11 protein-coding genes are annotated in these 16,122 nt (G+C 72.1%); 6 read left to right on the top strand and 5 right to left on the bottom strand.

The features are described 5' to 3' along the window. Nucleotides 1-132: 132 nt before the first annotated feature. Nucleotides 133-2,256 (top strand): TonB-dependent receptor, encoded by a 2,124-nt coding sequence (locus FHY05_RS16000; RefSeq protein WP_183945438.1) that lies wholly within the window; start codon nucleotides 133-135, stop codon nucleotides 2,254-2,256. Beyond that, entirely contained in the window at nucleotides 2,256-3,338 is a 1,083-nt protein-coding gene (locus FHY05_RS15995) for a PepSY domain-containing protein (RefSeq protein WP_183945437.1), read from the top strand. Before FHY05_RS16000 ends, FHY05_RS15995 begins: the two co-directional genes overlap by 1 nt. A 108-nt stretch (nucleotides 3,339-3,446) precedes the next feature. Here FHY05_RS15995 and FHY05_RS15990 read toward each other — a convergent pair whose 3' ends face one another. The 3 genes from FHY05_RS15990 to FHY05_RS15980 form a co-directional block, all read right to left on the bottom strand. Further along, nucleotides 3,447-4,925: a UxaA family hydrolase gene (locus FHY05_RS15990; RefSeq protein ID WP_183945436.1), complete on the bottom strand. Its 1,479-nt coding sequence runs from the start codon at nucleotides 4,923-4,925 to the stop codon at nucleotides 3,447-3,449. 183 nt (nucleotides 4,926-5,108) lie between these two features. Further along, nucleotides 5,109-6,137, bottom strand: a complete 1,029-nt coding sequence (locus FHY05_RS15985) for a ferritin-like domain-containing protein (RefSeq protein WP_183945435.1) — start codon at nucleotides 6,135-6,137, stop codon at nucleotides 5,109-5,111. Between the two features lie 11 nt (nucleotides 6,138-6,148). Continuing rightward, nucleotides 6,149-7,132 carry a ferritin-like domain-containing protein gene (locus tag FHY05_RS15980; protein ID WP_183945434.1) on the bottom strand — a complete coding sequence of 328 codons (984 nt, stop codon included), beginning with the start codon at nucleotides 7,130-7,132 and terminating at the stop codon, nucleotides 6,149-6,151. A 317-nt stretch (nucleotides 7,133-7,449) separates the two neighbouring features. Here FHY05_RS15980 and FHY05_RS15975 point away from each other — a divergent pair, with 317 nt between their 5' ends. Next, nucleotides 7,450-9,183, top strand: coding sequence for a GMC family oxidoreductase (locus FHY05_RS15975; protein ID WP_183945433.1), 1,734 nt, complete (start codon nucleotides 7,450-7,452; stop codon nucleotides 9,181-9,183). Beyond that, complete coding sequence (locus FHY05_RS15970) at nucleotides 9,180-9,884, top strand: gluconate 2-dehydrogenase subunit 3 family protein (RefSeq protein ID WP_183945432.1); 705 nt, start codon at nucleotides 9,180-9,182, stop codon at nucleotides 9,882-9,884. Before FHY05_RS15975 ends, FHY05_RS15970 begins: the two co-directional genes overlap by 4 nt. Nucleotides 9,885-10,041: 157 nt before the next feature. On the opposite strand, the gene FHY05_RS15965 is transcribed toward FHY05_RS15970, so the two are convergent. Further along, the gene (locus tag FHY05_RS15965; protein ID WP_183945431.1) at nucleotides 10,042-11,250 is read right to left on the bottom strand and encodes an LL-diaminopimelate aminotransferase; all 1,209 of its coding nucleotides are present in this window, start codon (nucleotides 11,248-11,250) and stop codon (nucleotides 10,042-10,044) included. Between the two features lie 138 nt (nucleotides 11,251-11,388). On the opposite strand from FHY05_RS15965, the gene FHY05_RS15960 reads away from it, so the two are divergent. Beyond that, the gene (locus FHY05_RS15960; RefSeq protein WP_311732504.1) at nucleotides 11,389-13,068 is read left to right on the top strand and encodes a class I poly(R)-hydroxyalkanoic acid synthase; all 1,680 of its coding nucleotides are present in this window, start codon (nucleotides 11,389-11,391) and stop codon (nucleotides 13,066-13,068) included. 33 nt (nucleotides 13,069-13,101) lie between these two features. On the opposite strand, the gene FHY05_RS15955 is transcribed toward FHY05_RS15960, so the two are convergent. Continuing rightward, complete coding sequence (locus FHY05_RS15955; protein ID WP_183945430.1) at nucleotides 13,102-14,391, bottom strand: PQQ-dependent sugar dehydrogenase; 1,290 nt, start codon at nucleotides 14,389-14,391, stop codon at nucleotides 13,102-13,104. Nucleotides 14,392-14,527: 136 nt separating this feature from the next. Here FHY05_RS15955 and FHY05_RS15950 point away from each other — a divergent pair, with 136 nt between their 5' ends. Further along, nucleotides 14,528-16,018, top strand: coding sequence for an HWE histidine kinase domain-containing protein (locus tag FHY05_RS15950; protein WP_260181625.1), 1,491 nt, complete (start codon nucleotides 14,528-14,530; stop codon nucleotides 16,016-16,018). The last annotated feature ends 104 nt before the right edge of the window (nucleotides 16,019-16,122 follow it).

The following is a 16,122-nucleotide window of genomic DNA, read 5'->3' as shown; positions in this document are numbered from 1 at the left end:
TAGCACAGCGAGCCCGGGGTGCTAGCGGCCGCGGCGCCGCGTCTCCTCGCACCTGGTCTTCTTCACTTAATGCGATCGACTTGCATTAGCCTTCTCGACGACCTATCGCCCGATCCGGGGAAAGGGGACGAGATGCGGATCACCTGGGGAGTGTTGGCGGGCCTGTGTGCCTCGGGCGCGAGCGCGCAGCTGCCGAGCGAGCCTGCCGGCGGCGATGACGCGCGCGGCGAGGTCGTCGTCACCGCGGCGCGCACCGTCCTGCCCGCGAGCGCGCTGCCGCTGACGGTCGACGTGATCGATCGCGAGACCTTGTCGCGCCAGGTCGCGGTGTCAGGCTCGGTGGTCGACGCGGTGTCGGCGCTGCTCCCGGCGTTCTCGCCGACGCGCGAGAAGATCACCGGGGTGGGCGAGACGCTGCGCGGCCGCTCGCCGCTCTACGCGATCAACGGCATCCCGCAGACCACGCCGATCCGCGACGGCGCGCGCGACGGCTACACGATCGACCCGTTCTTCATCGACCGAGTCGAGGTGATCTACGGCTCGAACGCGCTCCAGGGCATCGGCGCCACCGGCGGCGTGGTCAACCAGGTGACGGTGCGCGCGCCCGAGCGCGACGGCTGGAGCGGGCGCACGCTGGTGCAGGGCAACGCGGGCGACGATCTCTCGGGCGAGTCGCTCGGCGGCAAGCTCGGCGCGCTGGTCAGCTACCGCGCGGGGCGCGTCGACGCGACCGCCGGGGCCGCGTTCGAGCGGCGCGGCGCCTTCCTCGACGGACGCGGGCGCCGCGTCGGCTACGACGGCAACCAGAGCGAGATCCAGGACACCGGCACGCTCTCCTTCTTCGCGCGCGCCGGCGTGGCGCTGAGCGACAGCGCGCGGCTGGAGGTGGTGGCGAGCCGCTTCCACCTCGAAGGGCGCGACCATTATGTCCCGGTGGACGGCGATCGCGCCACGGGCGTGCCCGCGACGACGCGGCGCGGCGCCACCCCGGGGCAGCCCTCGACCGGCGTGGCGCAGATGGTCTCGGCCTCGCTCACCGACGGTGCGCTGGCGGGAGGCGCCTTCACGCTGCAGGGCTTCTACAACCGCACCAGCGATACCTTCGCGGGCGGCGTGCTCGCGACCTTCCAGGACGCCGCGATCGCGCCGGTCGGCACCTTGTTCGACCAGTCGCGCAACGTCTCGCGCAAGCTCGGCGGCAAGGTGAGCTACGAGCGCGCTGTGCCCGGCTGGGAGGGGCTGACGCTCACCGCCGGCTTCGACGCGCTGGTCGACCGCACCGCGCAGACGCTCGTCCAGACGAGGCGCGCGTGGGTGCCGCGGACCGATTTCCGCAGCCTCGCGCCGTTCGCGCAGGGCAACCTCAGGCTGGCCGACGGGCTGGTGCGGCTCGCCGGCGGCGTGCGCTACGAGAACGTCCGGCTCGACGTGCCCGATTACACCACGCTGGCGACCTCTGGCGCGCGCAGGGTCACCGGCGGCTCGCCCGCGTTCGAGCGCGCGCTCTGGAACGGCGGCGTCGTGCTCGAGCCCGCCGCGGGCATCCGCGCCTACGGCAGCTACGCCGAGGGGTACACGATCGCCGACATCGGCCGCGTGCTGCGCGCCGTGAACCAGCCCAACGTGCGGATCGACGACTTCCTCGATCTCACCCCGGTGATCTCGAACAATCGCGAGGTCGGCGTCGAGCTCAAGCGCGGCCCGCTCACTGCGAGCAGCACCTATTATTGGTCGTCGAGCGAGGCGGGCTCGGTGCTGGTGCGCGGCGACGACGGCATCTTCAACGTGGTGCGCCAGCCGATCGACATATCGGGGCTGGAGCTCAACCTCGACACGCTCACGCCCCTTACCGGGCTCAACGTCGCGCTCGGCTACAGCCATGTCACCGGCCGCACCGACACCAACGGCGACGGCCGGCTCGACGCCGACCTCGACGGCGCCAATATCTCGCCCGACCGGCTCAACCTCAGCGTCGACTATCGCGCCGGGCGCTTCAGCGCGCGCGTGCAGGGGCGCTATTACCTGTCGCGCCGTTTTCAGGGCCAGCCGATCGCGAACGACTTCAGCGGCTACCGCCTGTTCGACGCCTATCTGGCCTATGACGCGCCGATCGGCCGGCTGATGCTGAGCGTGCAGAACCTCGCCGACACCGACTACGTCACTTATTACAGCGACACCCAGGGGCCGACCGACAACGCACGCTTCTACACCGGGCGCGGGCGCAACGCGACGCTGAGCTGGCAGGCGAGCTTCTGATGCGCGCGCTGGCGCTGCTGCACCGCTGGGTCGGCGCGATCGTCGGCGCGCTGCTCGCGCTGCTCGGCGCCACCGGCGCGCTGCTGGTGTGGCGCGACCGGCTGACATTCGTGCCGCACGCGAGGGACGCGGTGACGAGCGATCCCGCGGCGCTCGCGCGCGTGCTCGACGCGCTCGCCGCGGGCGCGCGACCACTCGATCGCGTGACGCTCGCGGGCGAGGGGCTGGGCGTGCACCAGGTCGTGTTCCGCGACGGCGGCGGCGCCTATCTCAGCCAGAGCGGTGAGGTGGTGGCGCGCTGGTCGAGCGCGTGGCAGCGGCCCGAGCTGCTGCTGTTCGACCTCCACCACCGCCTGCTGCTCGGCGAGGCGGGGGAGACGGTGAACGGTGTCGCGGCGCTGGTCGGGCTGATGCTGGTGGGGAGCGGCGTCGTGCTGTGGTGGCGGACGCGCGCGCGCTTCCGCCCGCGGCTGTGGCCGACGCGGATGACCTCGGGCGCGATCGTCCACCATCACCGCGATCTCGGCGTGCTGACCGCACCGGTGCTCGCGCTGTCGCTGCTCACCGGCGCGCTGATGGCGCTGCCGACGGTGGAGCGGCTGCTGCTGGCGCCGCTCGGCGCGAGCGATCGGGTCCGGCCGCCCGAGCTGCCGACGACCGAGGTGCGGGCCGCGGCGCCGAGACCCTTCGCCCAGCTGCTCGCGGCGGCGGCGCGACGCTTCCCCGGTGCGGAGATGCGGCGGGTGCAATGGCCGCGCGGGTCGGGCGCGCCGCTGGCGCTACGGCTGCGACAGCCATTCGAGTGGACGCCGAACGGGCGCACCTTCGTCTACGCCGACCCGACCACGCTCGCGATCGTCGGCGTCGCCGATCCGGCCACCGGCGGCGCGCACGAGCGCGCGCGAGAGAAGCTCTACCCGCTCCACGCCGCCAAGATCGGCGGCCTGGCGTGGAAGCTGGCGATCACCGCCTCGGGACTGGCGCTGGCGCTGCTCGGCAGCCTCGCGGTCTACGGCTTCTGGGCGACGCGGGCGCGGGTGAGCGCTGCGCGGCGGGAGAGGCGCGCCGTGATGGCGGGGTGAGATGGTGCCTCGTAGGGCCTCGGCTGATCCTGCCCTTGCAAGGGGAGGATCAATGAGGGTGCCGGGCATCGAGCGGCCGGCTCTCTCTTCGAGGGGAAGATCGAGGCGTCACAATGTCACGCCGCGCTTCCAGATCGCGATCTCGCGCTCGCCGTTGCGCTCGGCGGCGGTGGGCTCGCCCGAGGCGATCGCGACGATGCGCGCCAGCAGCGCGTCGGCCGTGGCGTCGAAGCCGCGCTCCAGCACCGCGCCCGCGTCGAAGTCGATCCAGCCCGGCTTGCGCGTCGCCAGGCCGCTGTTCGAGGCGATCTTCACCGTCGGCACGGGGAAGCCGAGCGGGGTGCCGCGCCCCGTCGTGAACAGGATCACGGTCGCGCCCGCCGCGGCCAGGGCGGTCGACGATACCGCGTCATTGCCCGGCGCTTCCAGCAGCGTCAGCCCGCGCGATCGCACCACCGCGCCATAGCCGATCACGTCGCAGATCGGCCCGCGCCCGGCCTTCTGTACCGCGCCGAGCGATTTCTCCTCCAGCGTGGTGATCCCGCCCACGACGTTGCCGGGCGATGGGTTCTCCGACACCGTCTCGCCGTGGTCGAGGAAGTAGCGTTTGAAGCCGTTGACCAGCCCGGAGATGCCGTCGAACACGCGCGCGTCGCTGGCGCGGTCCATCAGCGCCTGCTCGGCGCCGAAGATCTCGGGGATCTCAGTGAACACCACGCTGCCGTCGGCCGCGACCACGCGGTCGCTGATACGGCCGACCAGCGGGTTGGCGGTGAGCCCCGAGAGACCGTCCGAGCCGCCGCACTTCACCCCGAGCACCAGCTCGCCGAGCGCGCAGGGCGCGCGCGTCGCGCGCGCCGCCTCGGCCAGCGCGGCGACGATGGCGACGCCTTCCTCCACCTCGTCCGCGCTCGCCTGCGCGGTGAGCGCGCGCACCCGGCCGCGTGCGGCGGGCGGGATCGCCTCGATCAGGGCGGCGACCTGGTTCTCCTCGCAGCCGAGCCCGACGATCAGCACGCCGCCCGCGTTGGGGTGCGCCGCCAGCGCGGCGAGGATCGCGCGCGTCCCGCCCAGGTCTTGCCCCAGCTGCGAGCAGCCGTGCGGGTGAGTGAAGGCGTGGACGCCGTCGACCGCGTCGCCGACCAGCCCGGCGGCGCGCGCCGCGATCCGCTCGGCGGTGCGCGCGACGCAGCCGACCGTCGGCAGCACCCAGATCTCGTTGCGCGTCGCCACGCGCCCGTCGGCGCGACGATAGCCGAGGAAGCTCGCGCCCGCCGGACGCTCCAGAGTCGCCGGCGGCGCTGGCGCGTAGTGATAGTCGAGCGTGGCGTCGAGCGCGGTCGCGAGATTGTGCGAGTGGACGTGCTCGCCCGGCCGGATCGGCGCGGTGGCGTGGCCGATCGGATAGCCGTATTTGATCACCGCCTCGCCCGGCGCGAGCGCGGCGACCGCGACCTTGTGCCCGCGCGCGACGTCCTGCGCGAGCGTCAGCCTTTCCCCCGCGAGCGCGAGCGTCTCGCCCGCCCGCGCGTCATCGAGCAAGGTGGCGACGCTGTCGCCGGGCGCGATCTTGAGGGCGCTGGCCATCTCATCTCCGGGTCGCGATCGATCGCGTAGCCACTAGCGCATGATCCGTCCCATTTGAACGACCCAAACCGGAAGGCGAGCGTGCGCCTGCGCACGCAGGAGCCCAGGAACCGCGATACAGCGCTCGCGACCCTTGGCCCCGGCGTTCACCGGAGCACGGCTCACGCCGCGCCGTCGCCGCGCTCAGCCAGCGCCGCTCGTCAGGATCGTGCCGTTGAGCCCAGACGGGAAGAAGCCGCCGCCCGTCACCGCCGCGCCGTTCTGGAAGACGACGTTGAGCACCTGCGCCGCGCTGCGCCCGAGCACCAGCCCGTCGCTGTCGGTCGGCACGATGTTCGCGCTCGCGGCGGTGCCGATATCCTGGTCGGTATCGCCCGCGCCGTCGAGCGAGTCGCGCAGCGCCGAGATCTGGCTCACCCGCGTGTAGACGCTGGGCACGGTCAGCCCGCGGCGCCACAGCTCGGCGCGAATCGTCGCGTCATGGTAGCATTCGGCCGCGAGGATGCCCGCGCTCGCCTCGAGATAGGTCTTGTTGGTGAGTAGCTTGGCGGCGCCACGATAGGCGCTGACGCCGACGTCGGTGAGCAGGTAGGCGCCGATCAGGAAGTTCTCGTCGCTGGCATAAGGGTCGAAGATGTCGCCCGCGCCGATCACGCCGGCGGCGCGCGCCGCCGCGGTGAAGGCGCCGACGCCGGTGGTGCCCGCGACGTCCACGCTCGCGCTTCCCGAGATGTTGATCGCGGGCTGCGCCACCCGCGCGCTGCCCAGCGTCTCGCGCAGGAAGCGGATGTGGCCGATCTCGTCGGCGGCGATCTCGCGCGCATATTCGGCGACCACGTCATCGCTGAAGTCAACCGCGCGCGCCGCGCCCGCGCCGCTGCCGGTCACCACCGGCCCCTGCGTGCCCATGCCGGTGAGCAGCGCGCCGTCGACGCCGCTGCCCGACACCGCATAGGCGTAATAGGCGCCCTCGAGATATTCGAGCTGGAGCGCGAAGTTGAGCACGGCGACGTCGGTGATCGCGCCGCTCGGCGTCGGGGTGGGGGAGGGCGTCGGGGAGCCGTCCTCCTTGTCATCGCCGCAGCCCGACAGCAGCGCCAGCCCACCCGTCATCGCCGCGGCACCGCCGCATAGGCGGATGAAGCGCCGGCGCGCCTGGCGCTGCTGCTCGGCGCGCTCCATGAGGTCGAGGAACTCGATCGCGTCGCTCATCGCCGTGCTCCTCAGTTCGCGCCGGAGCGACGCAGCGCCGCATTGGCATTGTTGGTCCCCGCCGGGAAGAATCCGCCAGCGCTGACCTGCTTCTCGGTGAGATAGGCGATGTTGTGGACCTGCTCGACGGTGCGGCCGAACACCAGCCCGCGCCCGTCGGTGGGGACGACGTTGGCGGCGCGGCCATAGATCGAGGTGACCGGGGAGATGCCCTGGTCGTCGTCGCCGACGCGGCGCGGCGGGCCGTCTGACGCGTCGTCGCCGTCGAGATCGTCGCGCGCGTCGGAGATCTTGTCGGCCTTCTCGCGCAGCTCGTCGACGTCGACGCCGCGGCGGTAGAGCGCGCTGCGGATCAGCCCGGCGTGGAACGCCTCGGCGGCGAGCAGCCCGGCCGCCGCGTCGACGATCGCGACGTCGCTCAGCAGCGGCGCGGCCCCCTTGTAGGCGGTGACGCCGACGTCCTCGAATAGGAAGGCGGCGAGCAGGAAATTGTCGTCGTTCGCGTAAGGGTCGAAGATCCCGCCGCTGGCGTCGAGGTCGATGTCGGCGGCCTTGGCGGCCGCGGTGAAGACCGTGGTCGACAGGTCTATCGCGGGCTGCGCCACCGCGACGCTGCCGAGCACGCGGCGCAGCACGGCGACGTGCGCGACCTCGTCGGCGGCGATCTCGCGCGCGTACTGGATCACCGCCGGATCGCTCAGCGCGGCGCGGCGCGCGCCGTTCACCGACCCTTGCGTCTGCGTGCCGGTGAGCTGGTCCGCCGCCAGCCCGACGCCGGAGACCGCGTAGCTGTAGAATTGCGCCTCGAGATATTCGAGGTTGAGCGCGAAGTTGAGGATGTCGACGTCGCTCGGCGCGGTCTGCGCGCTCGCCTCGCGCGACAGCATCAGCCCGCCCGCACCCAGGACCGCGGCGGTGGCCGCGCCGCGAAAGAACGCGCGGCGCTCGTCGCGGCGGCGCGCCCGCGCCTCGATCAGTCTCTCGCCCGCGGCCATCCCACGCTCCCCCTTCACCGTCGCGGCGCGATGCCGGCCGCAGGGGGGATACGAGGGGGCGGCGAAAAGGATGCGTCAGGGCCGGAACGATCGCGTTCTGACCCGACATGGCGACGCTCGCATGCCCGCGCGTGACCGCGCCGCGGCGCTGGCGATCGACCCGCACCTCGTCGATTGTGCCAGGCACATCGGTCCGGAGGAGTCCTATCTGGCTGCCATCGCCGGCTTCGCGCGCTGACACCCCGGCGACCAGGGGATTGCGCTGACTGTCCCGCCCATTAGGTAGGGCGTCGAGCGTGGGTGGAGTGGGAGAGAGCATGTCGACACAGGCCCGAGCAGCGGGCGCCGCACCGGCGCGCGCGGGCGCCGCCGACGCGCCCGCAGACGTGATCATCGTCGGGTCGGGCGCCGCCGGCGCCATGGCGGCGCACAGCCTCACCAAAGCCGGGCTGCGCTGCCTGATGCTCGAGGCCGGGCGCGACTACGATCCCAAGGCCGAGGTCAACATGTTCGCGCCAGAGAGCGACGCGCCGCTGCGCGGTGCGTCCACGCCGGACAAGCCCTTCGGCTATTTTGACGCCACCGTCGGCGGCGGCTGGGAGGTCGAGGGTGAGCCCTATACCTCGCGCCCGGGCAGCGACTTCCGCTGGTATCGCCCGCGCATGCTGGGCGGGCGCACCAACCACTGGGGCCGCCACGCGCCGCGCTGGGGGCCGTACGACTTCAAGCCGTATTCGCGTGACAAGCTCGGGGTCGACTGGCCGATCGGCTACGACGACGTCGCGCCTTACTACGATCGGGTCGAGCGGATGATCGGGGTCAACGGCGGCAAGCTCGGGCTGGAGAACCACCCCGACTCACCCGACGGCTGCCTGCTGCCCCCGCCCAAGCCGCGCGTCACCGAGATGATGATCAAGGCCGCGGCGGAGAGTATCGGCATCCCGGTGCGCGCCGCGCACACCGCGGTGCTCACGCGCGACATGCCCGACGACGTCGCGCCGCGCAGCGCCTGCTTCAACGCCACGCCGTGCACGCGCGGCTGCACGATCGGCGCGATGTTCCAGACCACCACGTCGCTGCTGCCGCAGGCGAATGCGACCGGTCGGCTGCGCGTCGTCACCGACGCGATGGTGGCGCGCGTGCTGATGGGGCGGAACGGTCGCGCCACCGGGGTCGAATATGTCGACCGCAGGACCGGGCAGCGCCACCAGGTGAGCGCGCGCGCGGTGGTGCTGGCGGCAGGGACGGGCGAGACCGCGCGGCTGCTGCTCAACTCGGGCACCGACCGGCGCGGACTCGCCAACGGCTCGGGCGAGCTGGGGCGCAACCTCACCGACTCGACCGGCGCCTCGTTCAGCGCGTACATTCCCAAGCTCGCCGGACGGCCGCGCTACAACGAGGACGGGATCGGCGGGCAGCACATCTACATCCCCTTCTGGCAGTACAAGGAGCAGGCGCGCGGCGAGCTCGACTTCGCGCGCGGCTATCATTTCGAGATCGGCGGCCGCTTCGACATCCCGCCGCCCGCGACGCTGCCGCGCGCCTATGGCAGCGCGCTGCGCCAGGCGGTGCGCCAGGCCTCGGGCGCGACGCTGCGGCTGACGCTGCGCGGCGAGATGATCCCCAACAAGGACACGTTCTGCGAGATCGACCCGGGCGTGAAGGACAAGTTCGGCATCCCCGTGCTGCGCTTCGCGTTCAAATGGTCGCAGAACGAGGTCAACCAGGTGGCGCATGGCCGCCGCTCCGCGCACGCGGTGTTCGAGCGACTCGGCGGGACGATCCTCAGCCCCGACCTGCCGATCGAGCAGATCATGACCGCGGGGGGCGAGATCATCCACGAGCTCGGCACCGCGCGCATGGGGGACAGCCCGCGCACCTCGGTGGTGAACAGCTACGGCGAGGCGTGGGACGTGCCCAACCTCGTGCTGATGGACGGCGCGGTGTTCGCCTCGGGCGCGCACAAGAACCCGACGCTGACCATCCTCGCGCTCTCGCTGCGCAACTCGGAGCGGCTGGCGCAACGCATCAAGACGGGAGCTCTCGCGTGACGCTATCGCGCCGTACCACGCTGCAGTGGCTCGCCGCTGCGGCCGCGCTGCCCTTGTTCGAGCCGCCCGCACTGGCGCAGGCCGGTGCCGCCGCGGTCGCGCCGCCCTTCGCGGTGGTCGACTGGCCCGCGCTGCCCGCGGCCAAGCCCGCGCCCGGCTATGGCCGCGACCCCAAGCTGATGGAGCCCAGCGTGCCGTGGCCGCTGACGCTCGACCGCGCGCAGCGCGCCACGCTCGACCTGCTGGGGGACCTGATCCTGCCGCCCGAGGGCGACGCGCCGGGCGCGGGGAAGCTGGGCGTCGCCGCCTTCGTCGACGAGTGGGTCAGCGCGCCCTACCCGGTGCAGCGCGCCGACCGCGAGCGGATCCTGCCCGGGCTCGCCTGGCTCGAGGCGCAGAGCCGGGCGCTCGGCGGCCGCTCCTTCGTCGCGCTCGCGCCGGCGCAGCGCACGACGCTGATGGACGCGCTGATGGTGACGACGCCGGCGCCGCCGATGGTCGCGCCGGTCGCCTTCATGGACAAGCTGCGCTACCTCTTCGTCACGGGCTATTACAGCCTGCCCGAGGGCAAGGCCGACATGGGCTATATCGGCGACCAGCCGACCGAGGGGCCCTATCCGGGGCCGACCCCCGAGGCGCTGGCGCATCTCGACCGCGTGCTCGGCGAGCTGAAGCTGTCGCCGGCGGTGGCGCGGAGCTGAGCGGGGCTAGATAGCAGGGTCGTTGCGTGACCTCTCCCCTCCCCTTTAGCGGAGGGGCGGGGGGTGGGACTCTCCGCGAGCGTCGCGTCAGCGGAAGCGCCCCACCCCAACCCCTCCCCTGAAGGGGAGGAGCTCAGGAAGGTTCCCCGCCCTCAACTCACCCCGCGGCCTTGCCGGGCACGTTGACCCCCATGCTCTGCAGGTAGCGCTTCACGTTGCGCGCCGCCTGGCGCAGCCGCTGCTCGTTCTCGACCAGCGCGATCCGCACGAAGCCCTCGCCGTTCTCGCCGTAGCCGACGCCCGGCGCCACCGCGACCTTGGCGTGGCTCAGCAGCTGCTTGGAGAATTCCAGGCTGCCGAGATGCGCGAGCGCGGGCGGCAGCGGCGCCCAGGCGAACATCGAGGCGCGCGGCGCGGGCACGTTCCAGCCGGCGCGCGCGAAGCTCTCCACCAGCACGTCGCGGCGCTTGTGATAGAGCTGGCGGTTCTTCTCGACGATATCCTGCGGGCCGTTGAGCGCGGCGCAGGCGGCGGCCTGCACCGGCGTGAACGCGCCATAGTCGAGATAGGACTTCACCCGCGTCATCGCCGCGATCAGCTTGCGGTTGCCGACCGCGAAGCCGATCCGCCAGCCCGCCATCGAATAGGTCTTGCTGAGGCTGGTGAACTCCACCGCGACGTCGCGCGCGCCGGGCACCTGGAGGATCGAGACGGTCGGCTTGCCGTCATAATAGAGCTCGGAATAGGCCAGGTCGGAGATCACCCACACCTGGTTCTCGCGCGCCCAGGCGACCAGCCGCTCGTAGAAGGCCAGGTCGACCGTCTCCGCCGTCGGGTTCGAGGGATAGTTGACCACCAGCACGCTCGGCCGCGGCACGGTGAAGGCCACCGCGCGGTCGAGGCTCTCGAAATAATGTTCGTCGGGCGTGGTCGGCACCGCGCGGATCGTCGCGCCCGCGATGATGAAGCCGAAGGTGTGGATCGGGTAGCTCGGGTTGGGCGCCAGCACCACGTCGCCCGGCGCGGTGATCGCGGTGGCGAGGCTGGCGAGCCCCTCCTTCGATCCCATCGTGACGACGACCTCGGTCTCGGGATCGACCTCCACCCCGAACCGGCGGCCGTAGTAATTGGCCTGGGCGCGACGCAGCCCGGGGATGCCGCGCGACTGCGAGTAGCCGTGCGCGCTCGGCTTCTGCGCCACCTCGACCAGCTTCGCGATGACGTGGTCGGGCGGCGGCAGGTCGGGGTTGCCCATGCCGAGGTCGATGATGTCCTCCCCGCCCGCGCGCGCCTGTGCCCGCATCGCGTTGACCTCGGCGATGACATAGGGCGGCAGGCGCTTCATGCGGTAGAATTCGTCGGACACGGGCGGGCACTCCTTTCCGCTCACCTATATCGCCATTCGCCCCGCGCGGCACCCGCCCGACGGAAAAAGCCTGCGCCGCCGCTTCGCCGCGCCAGGAGCTTGCGCTATGCCGGTCGCGCCAACGAGGAGCGACGAGCCGTGAGCGCGACGACCAAGCCGCCGATCCCCGATCTCGCCGAGCTCCAGCACTGGACCTGGGTGGCGGGCCGCGCGCAGCAGATGCTGATGGAGGCGGGTGTGCCGCTCGCCGCGCCCGAGAAGGCGGCGGCGCAGGTGCAGGACTTCTGGAGCGACTATCTGGCGCTGTGGCAGCGCTTCGCCGCACCGGAGAAGGATGCCGCGGCGAGGCCCGAGAAGGACCGCCGTTTCGCCGCCGCGGCGTGGCGCGACCACCCGCTGTTCGACTGGATCCGGCAGAGCTACGCGCTGGTGGCCGACCACCTGCTGCGCGGCGTCGACCAGATCGACGGCATCGACGAGCGCACCCGCGCGCAGCTGCGCTTCGCGGCGCGCGGCTTCGTCGACGCGATGAGCCCGTCCAATTTCGCGCTGACCAACCCCGAGGTGATCGAGCGCACGATCGCGACGCGCGGCGAGAATCTGCTCGCGGGCCTGCAGCACCTGCTCGACGACCTGCGGCGCGGGCAGGTGACCCACAGCAAGGAGGGCGCCTTCACGCTCGGCGAGGATCTCGCCACCACGCCCGGGCAAGTGGTCAAGCGCACGCCCTTCTACGAGCTGATCCAGTACAATCCCACGACCGAGCGGGTGCTGGCCGCGCCGCTGGTGATCTTCCCGCCCTGGATCAACCGCTTCTACATCTTGGATCTGACGCGCGAGAAGAGCTTCATCCGCTGGGCGGTGGAGCAGGGGATCACCGTCTTCGTCGTGTCGTGGCGCTCGGCCGACGCGGCGATGGCGGACGTGACCTGGGACGATTACGTTGCGGCGCAGCTCGACGCGATCGACACGGTGCGCGCGCTGCTCGACGTGCCCGCGGTCCACACCGTCGGCTATTGCGTCGCGGGGACCACGCTCGCGGCGACGCTGGCGCTGCTCGCCGCCAAGGGGGAAGAGGCGCGCGTCGCCAGTGCCACCTTCCTCACCGCACAGGTGGATTTCAGCCGCGCCGGCGACCTGCTCCATTTCGTCGACGACGAGCAACTGGCCGTCATGGCGTCGCTCAGCCCGCAGGGCTTCCTCGACGGCCGCTATCTCGCCGCGACCTTCAACCTGCTGCGCGGGCGTGACCTGATCTGGAACTACGTCACGCAGAACTATCTGCTCGGCAAGGATCACGTGCCGTTCGACCTGCTCCACTGGAACGGCGACGTCACCAACCTGCCGGCGAGATGGCACCTCGCCTATCTCACCGACCTGTACCGCGACAACCGGCTCGCCAAGGGCGAGATGATCGTGGCGGGCGTGCCGATCGACCTCGCCCGCGTGACCACGCCGAGCTACGTCCAGGCCGGGCGCGAGGACCATATCGCGCCGGCCGAGAGCGTGTGGAAGCTCACCGAGCATTTCCGCGGCCCGCTGCGCTTCGTGCTGGCCGGCTCGGGCCATATCGCGGGCGTGGTCAACCCGCCCGCCGCGGGCAAGTACCAGCATTGGGTCAACGAGGCGGGGGCCGCGTCGCTGGAGGAGTTCGTCGCCGGCGCGCGCGAGGTGAAGGGCAGTTGGTGGCCCGACTGGGCGGCGTGGCTGCGCGCGCGCGCGCCCGACGAGGTGCCCGCCACCGGCGCGCGCGTGCCGGGCGCGGGCGCGCTGGCCGCGATCGAGCCCGCGCCGGGGAGCTACGTGCGCGCGCGGTGACGCCCTCCCCCGCGCGGGAGAGGGCGATCCGCCTCAGCCCGCCTTCTTCGGGGTGAGCCGCAGCAGCTTGGCTTCGGCACCGTCCTCGAGCAGCCAGAGCGCACCGTCGGGGCCGCTCACTACCGCGCGGATGCGGTTGCCCATGTCCCAGCGCTCCGCCTCGCGCGCGGTGGTGCCGTCGAAGGCGATCCGCACCAGCGCGGTCGCCGCCAGTCCGCCGACGAAGGCCGAGCCGCGCCAGTCAGGGAACAGCGTGCCGTCGTAGAAGGTCAGCCCCGCCGGCGCGATCACCGGGTTCCAGTAGAGCGCTGGCTCAGCCAGGTCGGGACGCGTCGTCGGGCTCGGGATCGGCACGTCGTCGTAGTTCGAACCGTAAGACACCAAGGGCCAGCCGTAGTTCTTGCCGGGCTCGATCAGGTTGAGCTCGTCGCCGCCCTTCGGACCCATCTCGACCGACCACAGCCGGCCCTGCGAGTCGAAGGCGAGCCCGTAGGGGTTGCGGTGACCGCTGCTCCACGTTTCCGCCGGCGTGAGGTTCGGCGCCGGCACGGTGACCTGCCGGCCCTTGGCCTTGGCCGCCGCGACGGTGTTCTCGGGCGGGTCGATCAGCGACACGGTGGTCGCGCCGGTCTTGCCCTCACCGGGGTTACCCGGAGCGGGCTTGCCGTCGAGCGTCAGCCGCAGGATCTTGCCGACGGGCTGGTCGGGGTCCTGCGCCGGCGTCATGCGCTGGCGGTCGCCCGCAGCGAGGAACAGGTGCTGGCCATCGGGCGAGAAGGCGATGTAGGCGCCGAACTGGCCGCCCTGGCCCCGCGGCAGCTGGCGCCAGATCACCTGCAGCCCGGTCAGCGCGGGCGCCGTTGCGGCGGGATCGATCGTCGCGCGCGCCAGCGCGAGGGAATCGCCGCCCTCGCCGGGCTCGCTGTAGCTGATGTACACCGCGTGATCGCTGGCGAAACGCGGCGACACCGCGACGTCGAGCAGCCCGCCCTGGCCCTCGTCGTGAACCTTGGGCACGCCGCCCACCTTGGTCTTGGTGCCGTCCGCGGTGACGAGCCAGATCTGCCCCGGCTTCTCGGTCACCAGCATGCGCCGGTCGGGCAGGAAGGCGAGCGCCCAGGGCTGGTCGAAGGTCGCCACGGTGGCGGCATCGAACGGCTTGGCCGCGACGGGCTTGGCGTTGCCGTAATTGACTGGCGTGGCCGCGGCAGTGGGCGAGGCCGTTGCGCTCGGCTGCTGCTGGTTGCCGGCGGCGGCGGTGGTGCCGCCGCACCCCGCCAGGGCCGCGGAAATCGTCGTGAAGGCCAATAAATTCCGCAGCATAGATCCTCTCTCTCGTCGCGTGTCGGGGGCGACCTTAGTGGCGCCGCGGGCGCTCGCCTAGGCAGCATCGCGCGGCCGCGCGGCCGGTCGCGGCGAGTTGCCGTACCGGAAGGTCTAATCTATGCTAGCCAGCATCTTGGACGATCCTTCCCGCGCCTCCCCACCGCTGCTCCCGCGCGAGCCAGACGCCGCGGTCCGCGCGGCGGTGGCCGCGTTCGCGGCGCGCCTCGCGCATGGCGACCCCTGGGTCGCGGCCTTCGACGAGTCGATCACGCCGATGGCGATCAGCGACCCGACGCTGCCCGACAACCCGTTGCTCTACGTCAATTGCGCGTTCGAGGCGCTGACCGGCTTCACCGCGGCCGAGCTGGTCGGGCGCAACTGCCGTTTCATGCAGGGACCGCTGACCGACCCTGCCGACGTGACGCGGCTGCGCGAGGCGATCGCGCGGCGCGAGCGGATCGAGGTCGACCTGCTCAATCATCGCCGCGACGGAGCGCCCTTCTGGAACCGCCTGACCGTCGCGCCGGTGCATGACGCGCGCGGGGCGCTGCGCTACTTCGTCTCGTCGCAGCTCGACGTCACGCTCGAGCGCCATCGGCTCGCGCGGCTGCAACAGGACCGCGAGCAGCTTGCCGCCGAGGTCGCGGAGCGCGACGCCGCGCTGGCAGAGCGCGAGGAGCGGCTGGCGCTGGCGCTCCGCGCGGGCGGGCTCGGTACCTTCTCGGTGGATCCGGCGACGGGCGCGATCACATCCTCGGCGAGCTGCAAGGCCAATTTCGGTCGCGGGCCCGCCGAGGCGGTCACGCTCGACGAGCTGATCGCCGCGGTCCACCCGATCGATCGCGATCGCGTCGCGGCCGCGCTGACCTCCACGCTGGAGCGCGGCGCCGTGTATGACATCGAGTATCGCGTGCTCACCCCGGGAGGCGAGCAGCGCTGGATCGCGGTGCACGCCGAGATGCAGTATCGCGCCGACGGCACGCCGCTGGCGATGGTGGGCTTCACCACCAACATCTCCGACCGCAAGTTCGCCGAGGAGCATCGCGCGGTGCTCGCGCGCGAGCTGACGCATCGCGTGAAGAACATCCTCGCCACGGTCGGCGCGGTGGTGAGCCAGACGCTGCGCGATGCGCCCTCACTGGCCGCCGCGCGCGGCGCGGTGGCGGGGCGGATCGCCAGCCTCGGCGCCGCGCACGAGCTGCTGGTGCACGACGAGGTCGAGGGCGCGGCGATCGGCGACATCGTCGATCGCGTGCTCGCGCCCTTCGCCGACCGCGACGGCCGGCGCTTCGACGCGGCGGGCCCGGCGATCCGGCTCAGCCCGGAGATCACGCTGGCGCTGTCGATGGCGCTGCACGAGCTCGCCACCAACGCGATCAAGTACGGCGCCCTGTCGGTGCCCGAGGGACGGGTGGCGATCCGCTGGGCGCTGGCGGGGGACGAGGGCGCGCGTCGGTTCCGCTTCTCCTGGGTCGAGCAGGGCGGCCCCGCGGTGACCCCGCCCACGCGCGCCGGCTTCGGCTCGCGCATGATCGAGCGGGTGCTGGCGCCGCATGTCAGCGGGCCGGTGGCGGTGGCCTATCCGCCCGAGGGGGCGCGGTTCGAGGTCGAGGCGCCGATCTGACGGCGGAGGCGTCGATGATACGGACGCATTCGATATGGGCGCTCGCTGCCGCGACGTCGCCCCGCATTTCCGTCATCCCCGCGGAGGCGGGGATCCATACACGC

It is taken from the genome of Sphingomonas sp. BK580 (assembly GCF_014194975.1).
Taxonomy (GTDB): Bacteria; Pseudomonadota; Alphaproteobacteria; order Sphingomonadales; family Sphingomonadaceae; genus Sphingomonas.
Note: the sequence above shows the minus strand (reverse complement) of the source record. Positions and strands in the feature narration are given on the sequence as shown.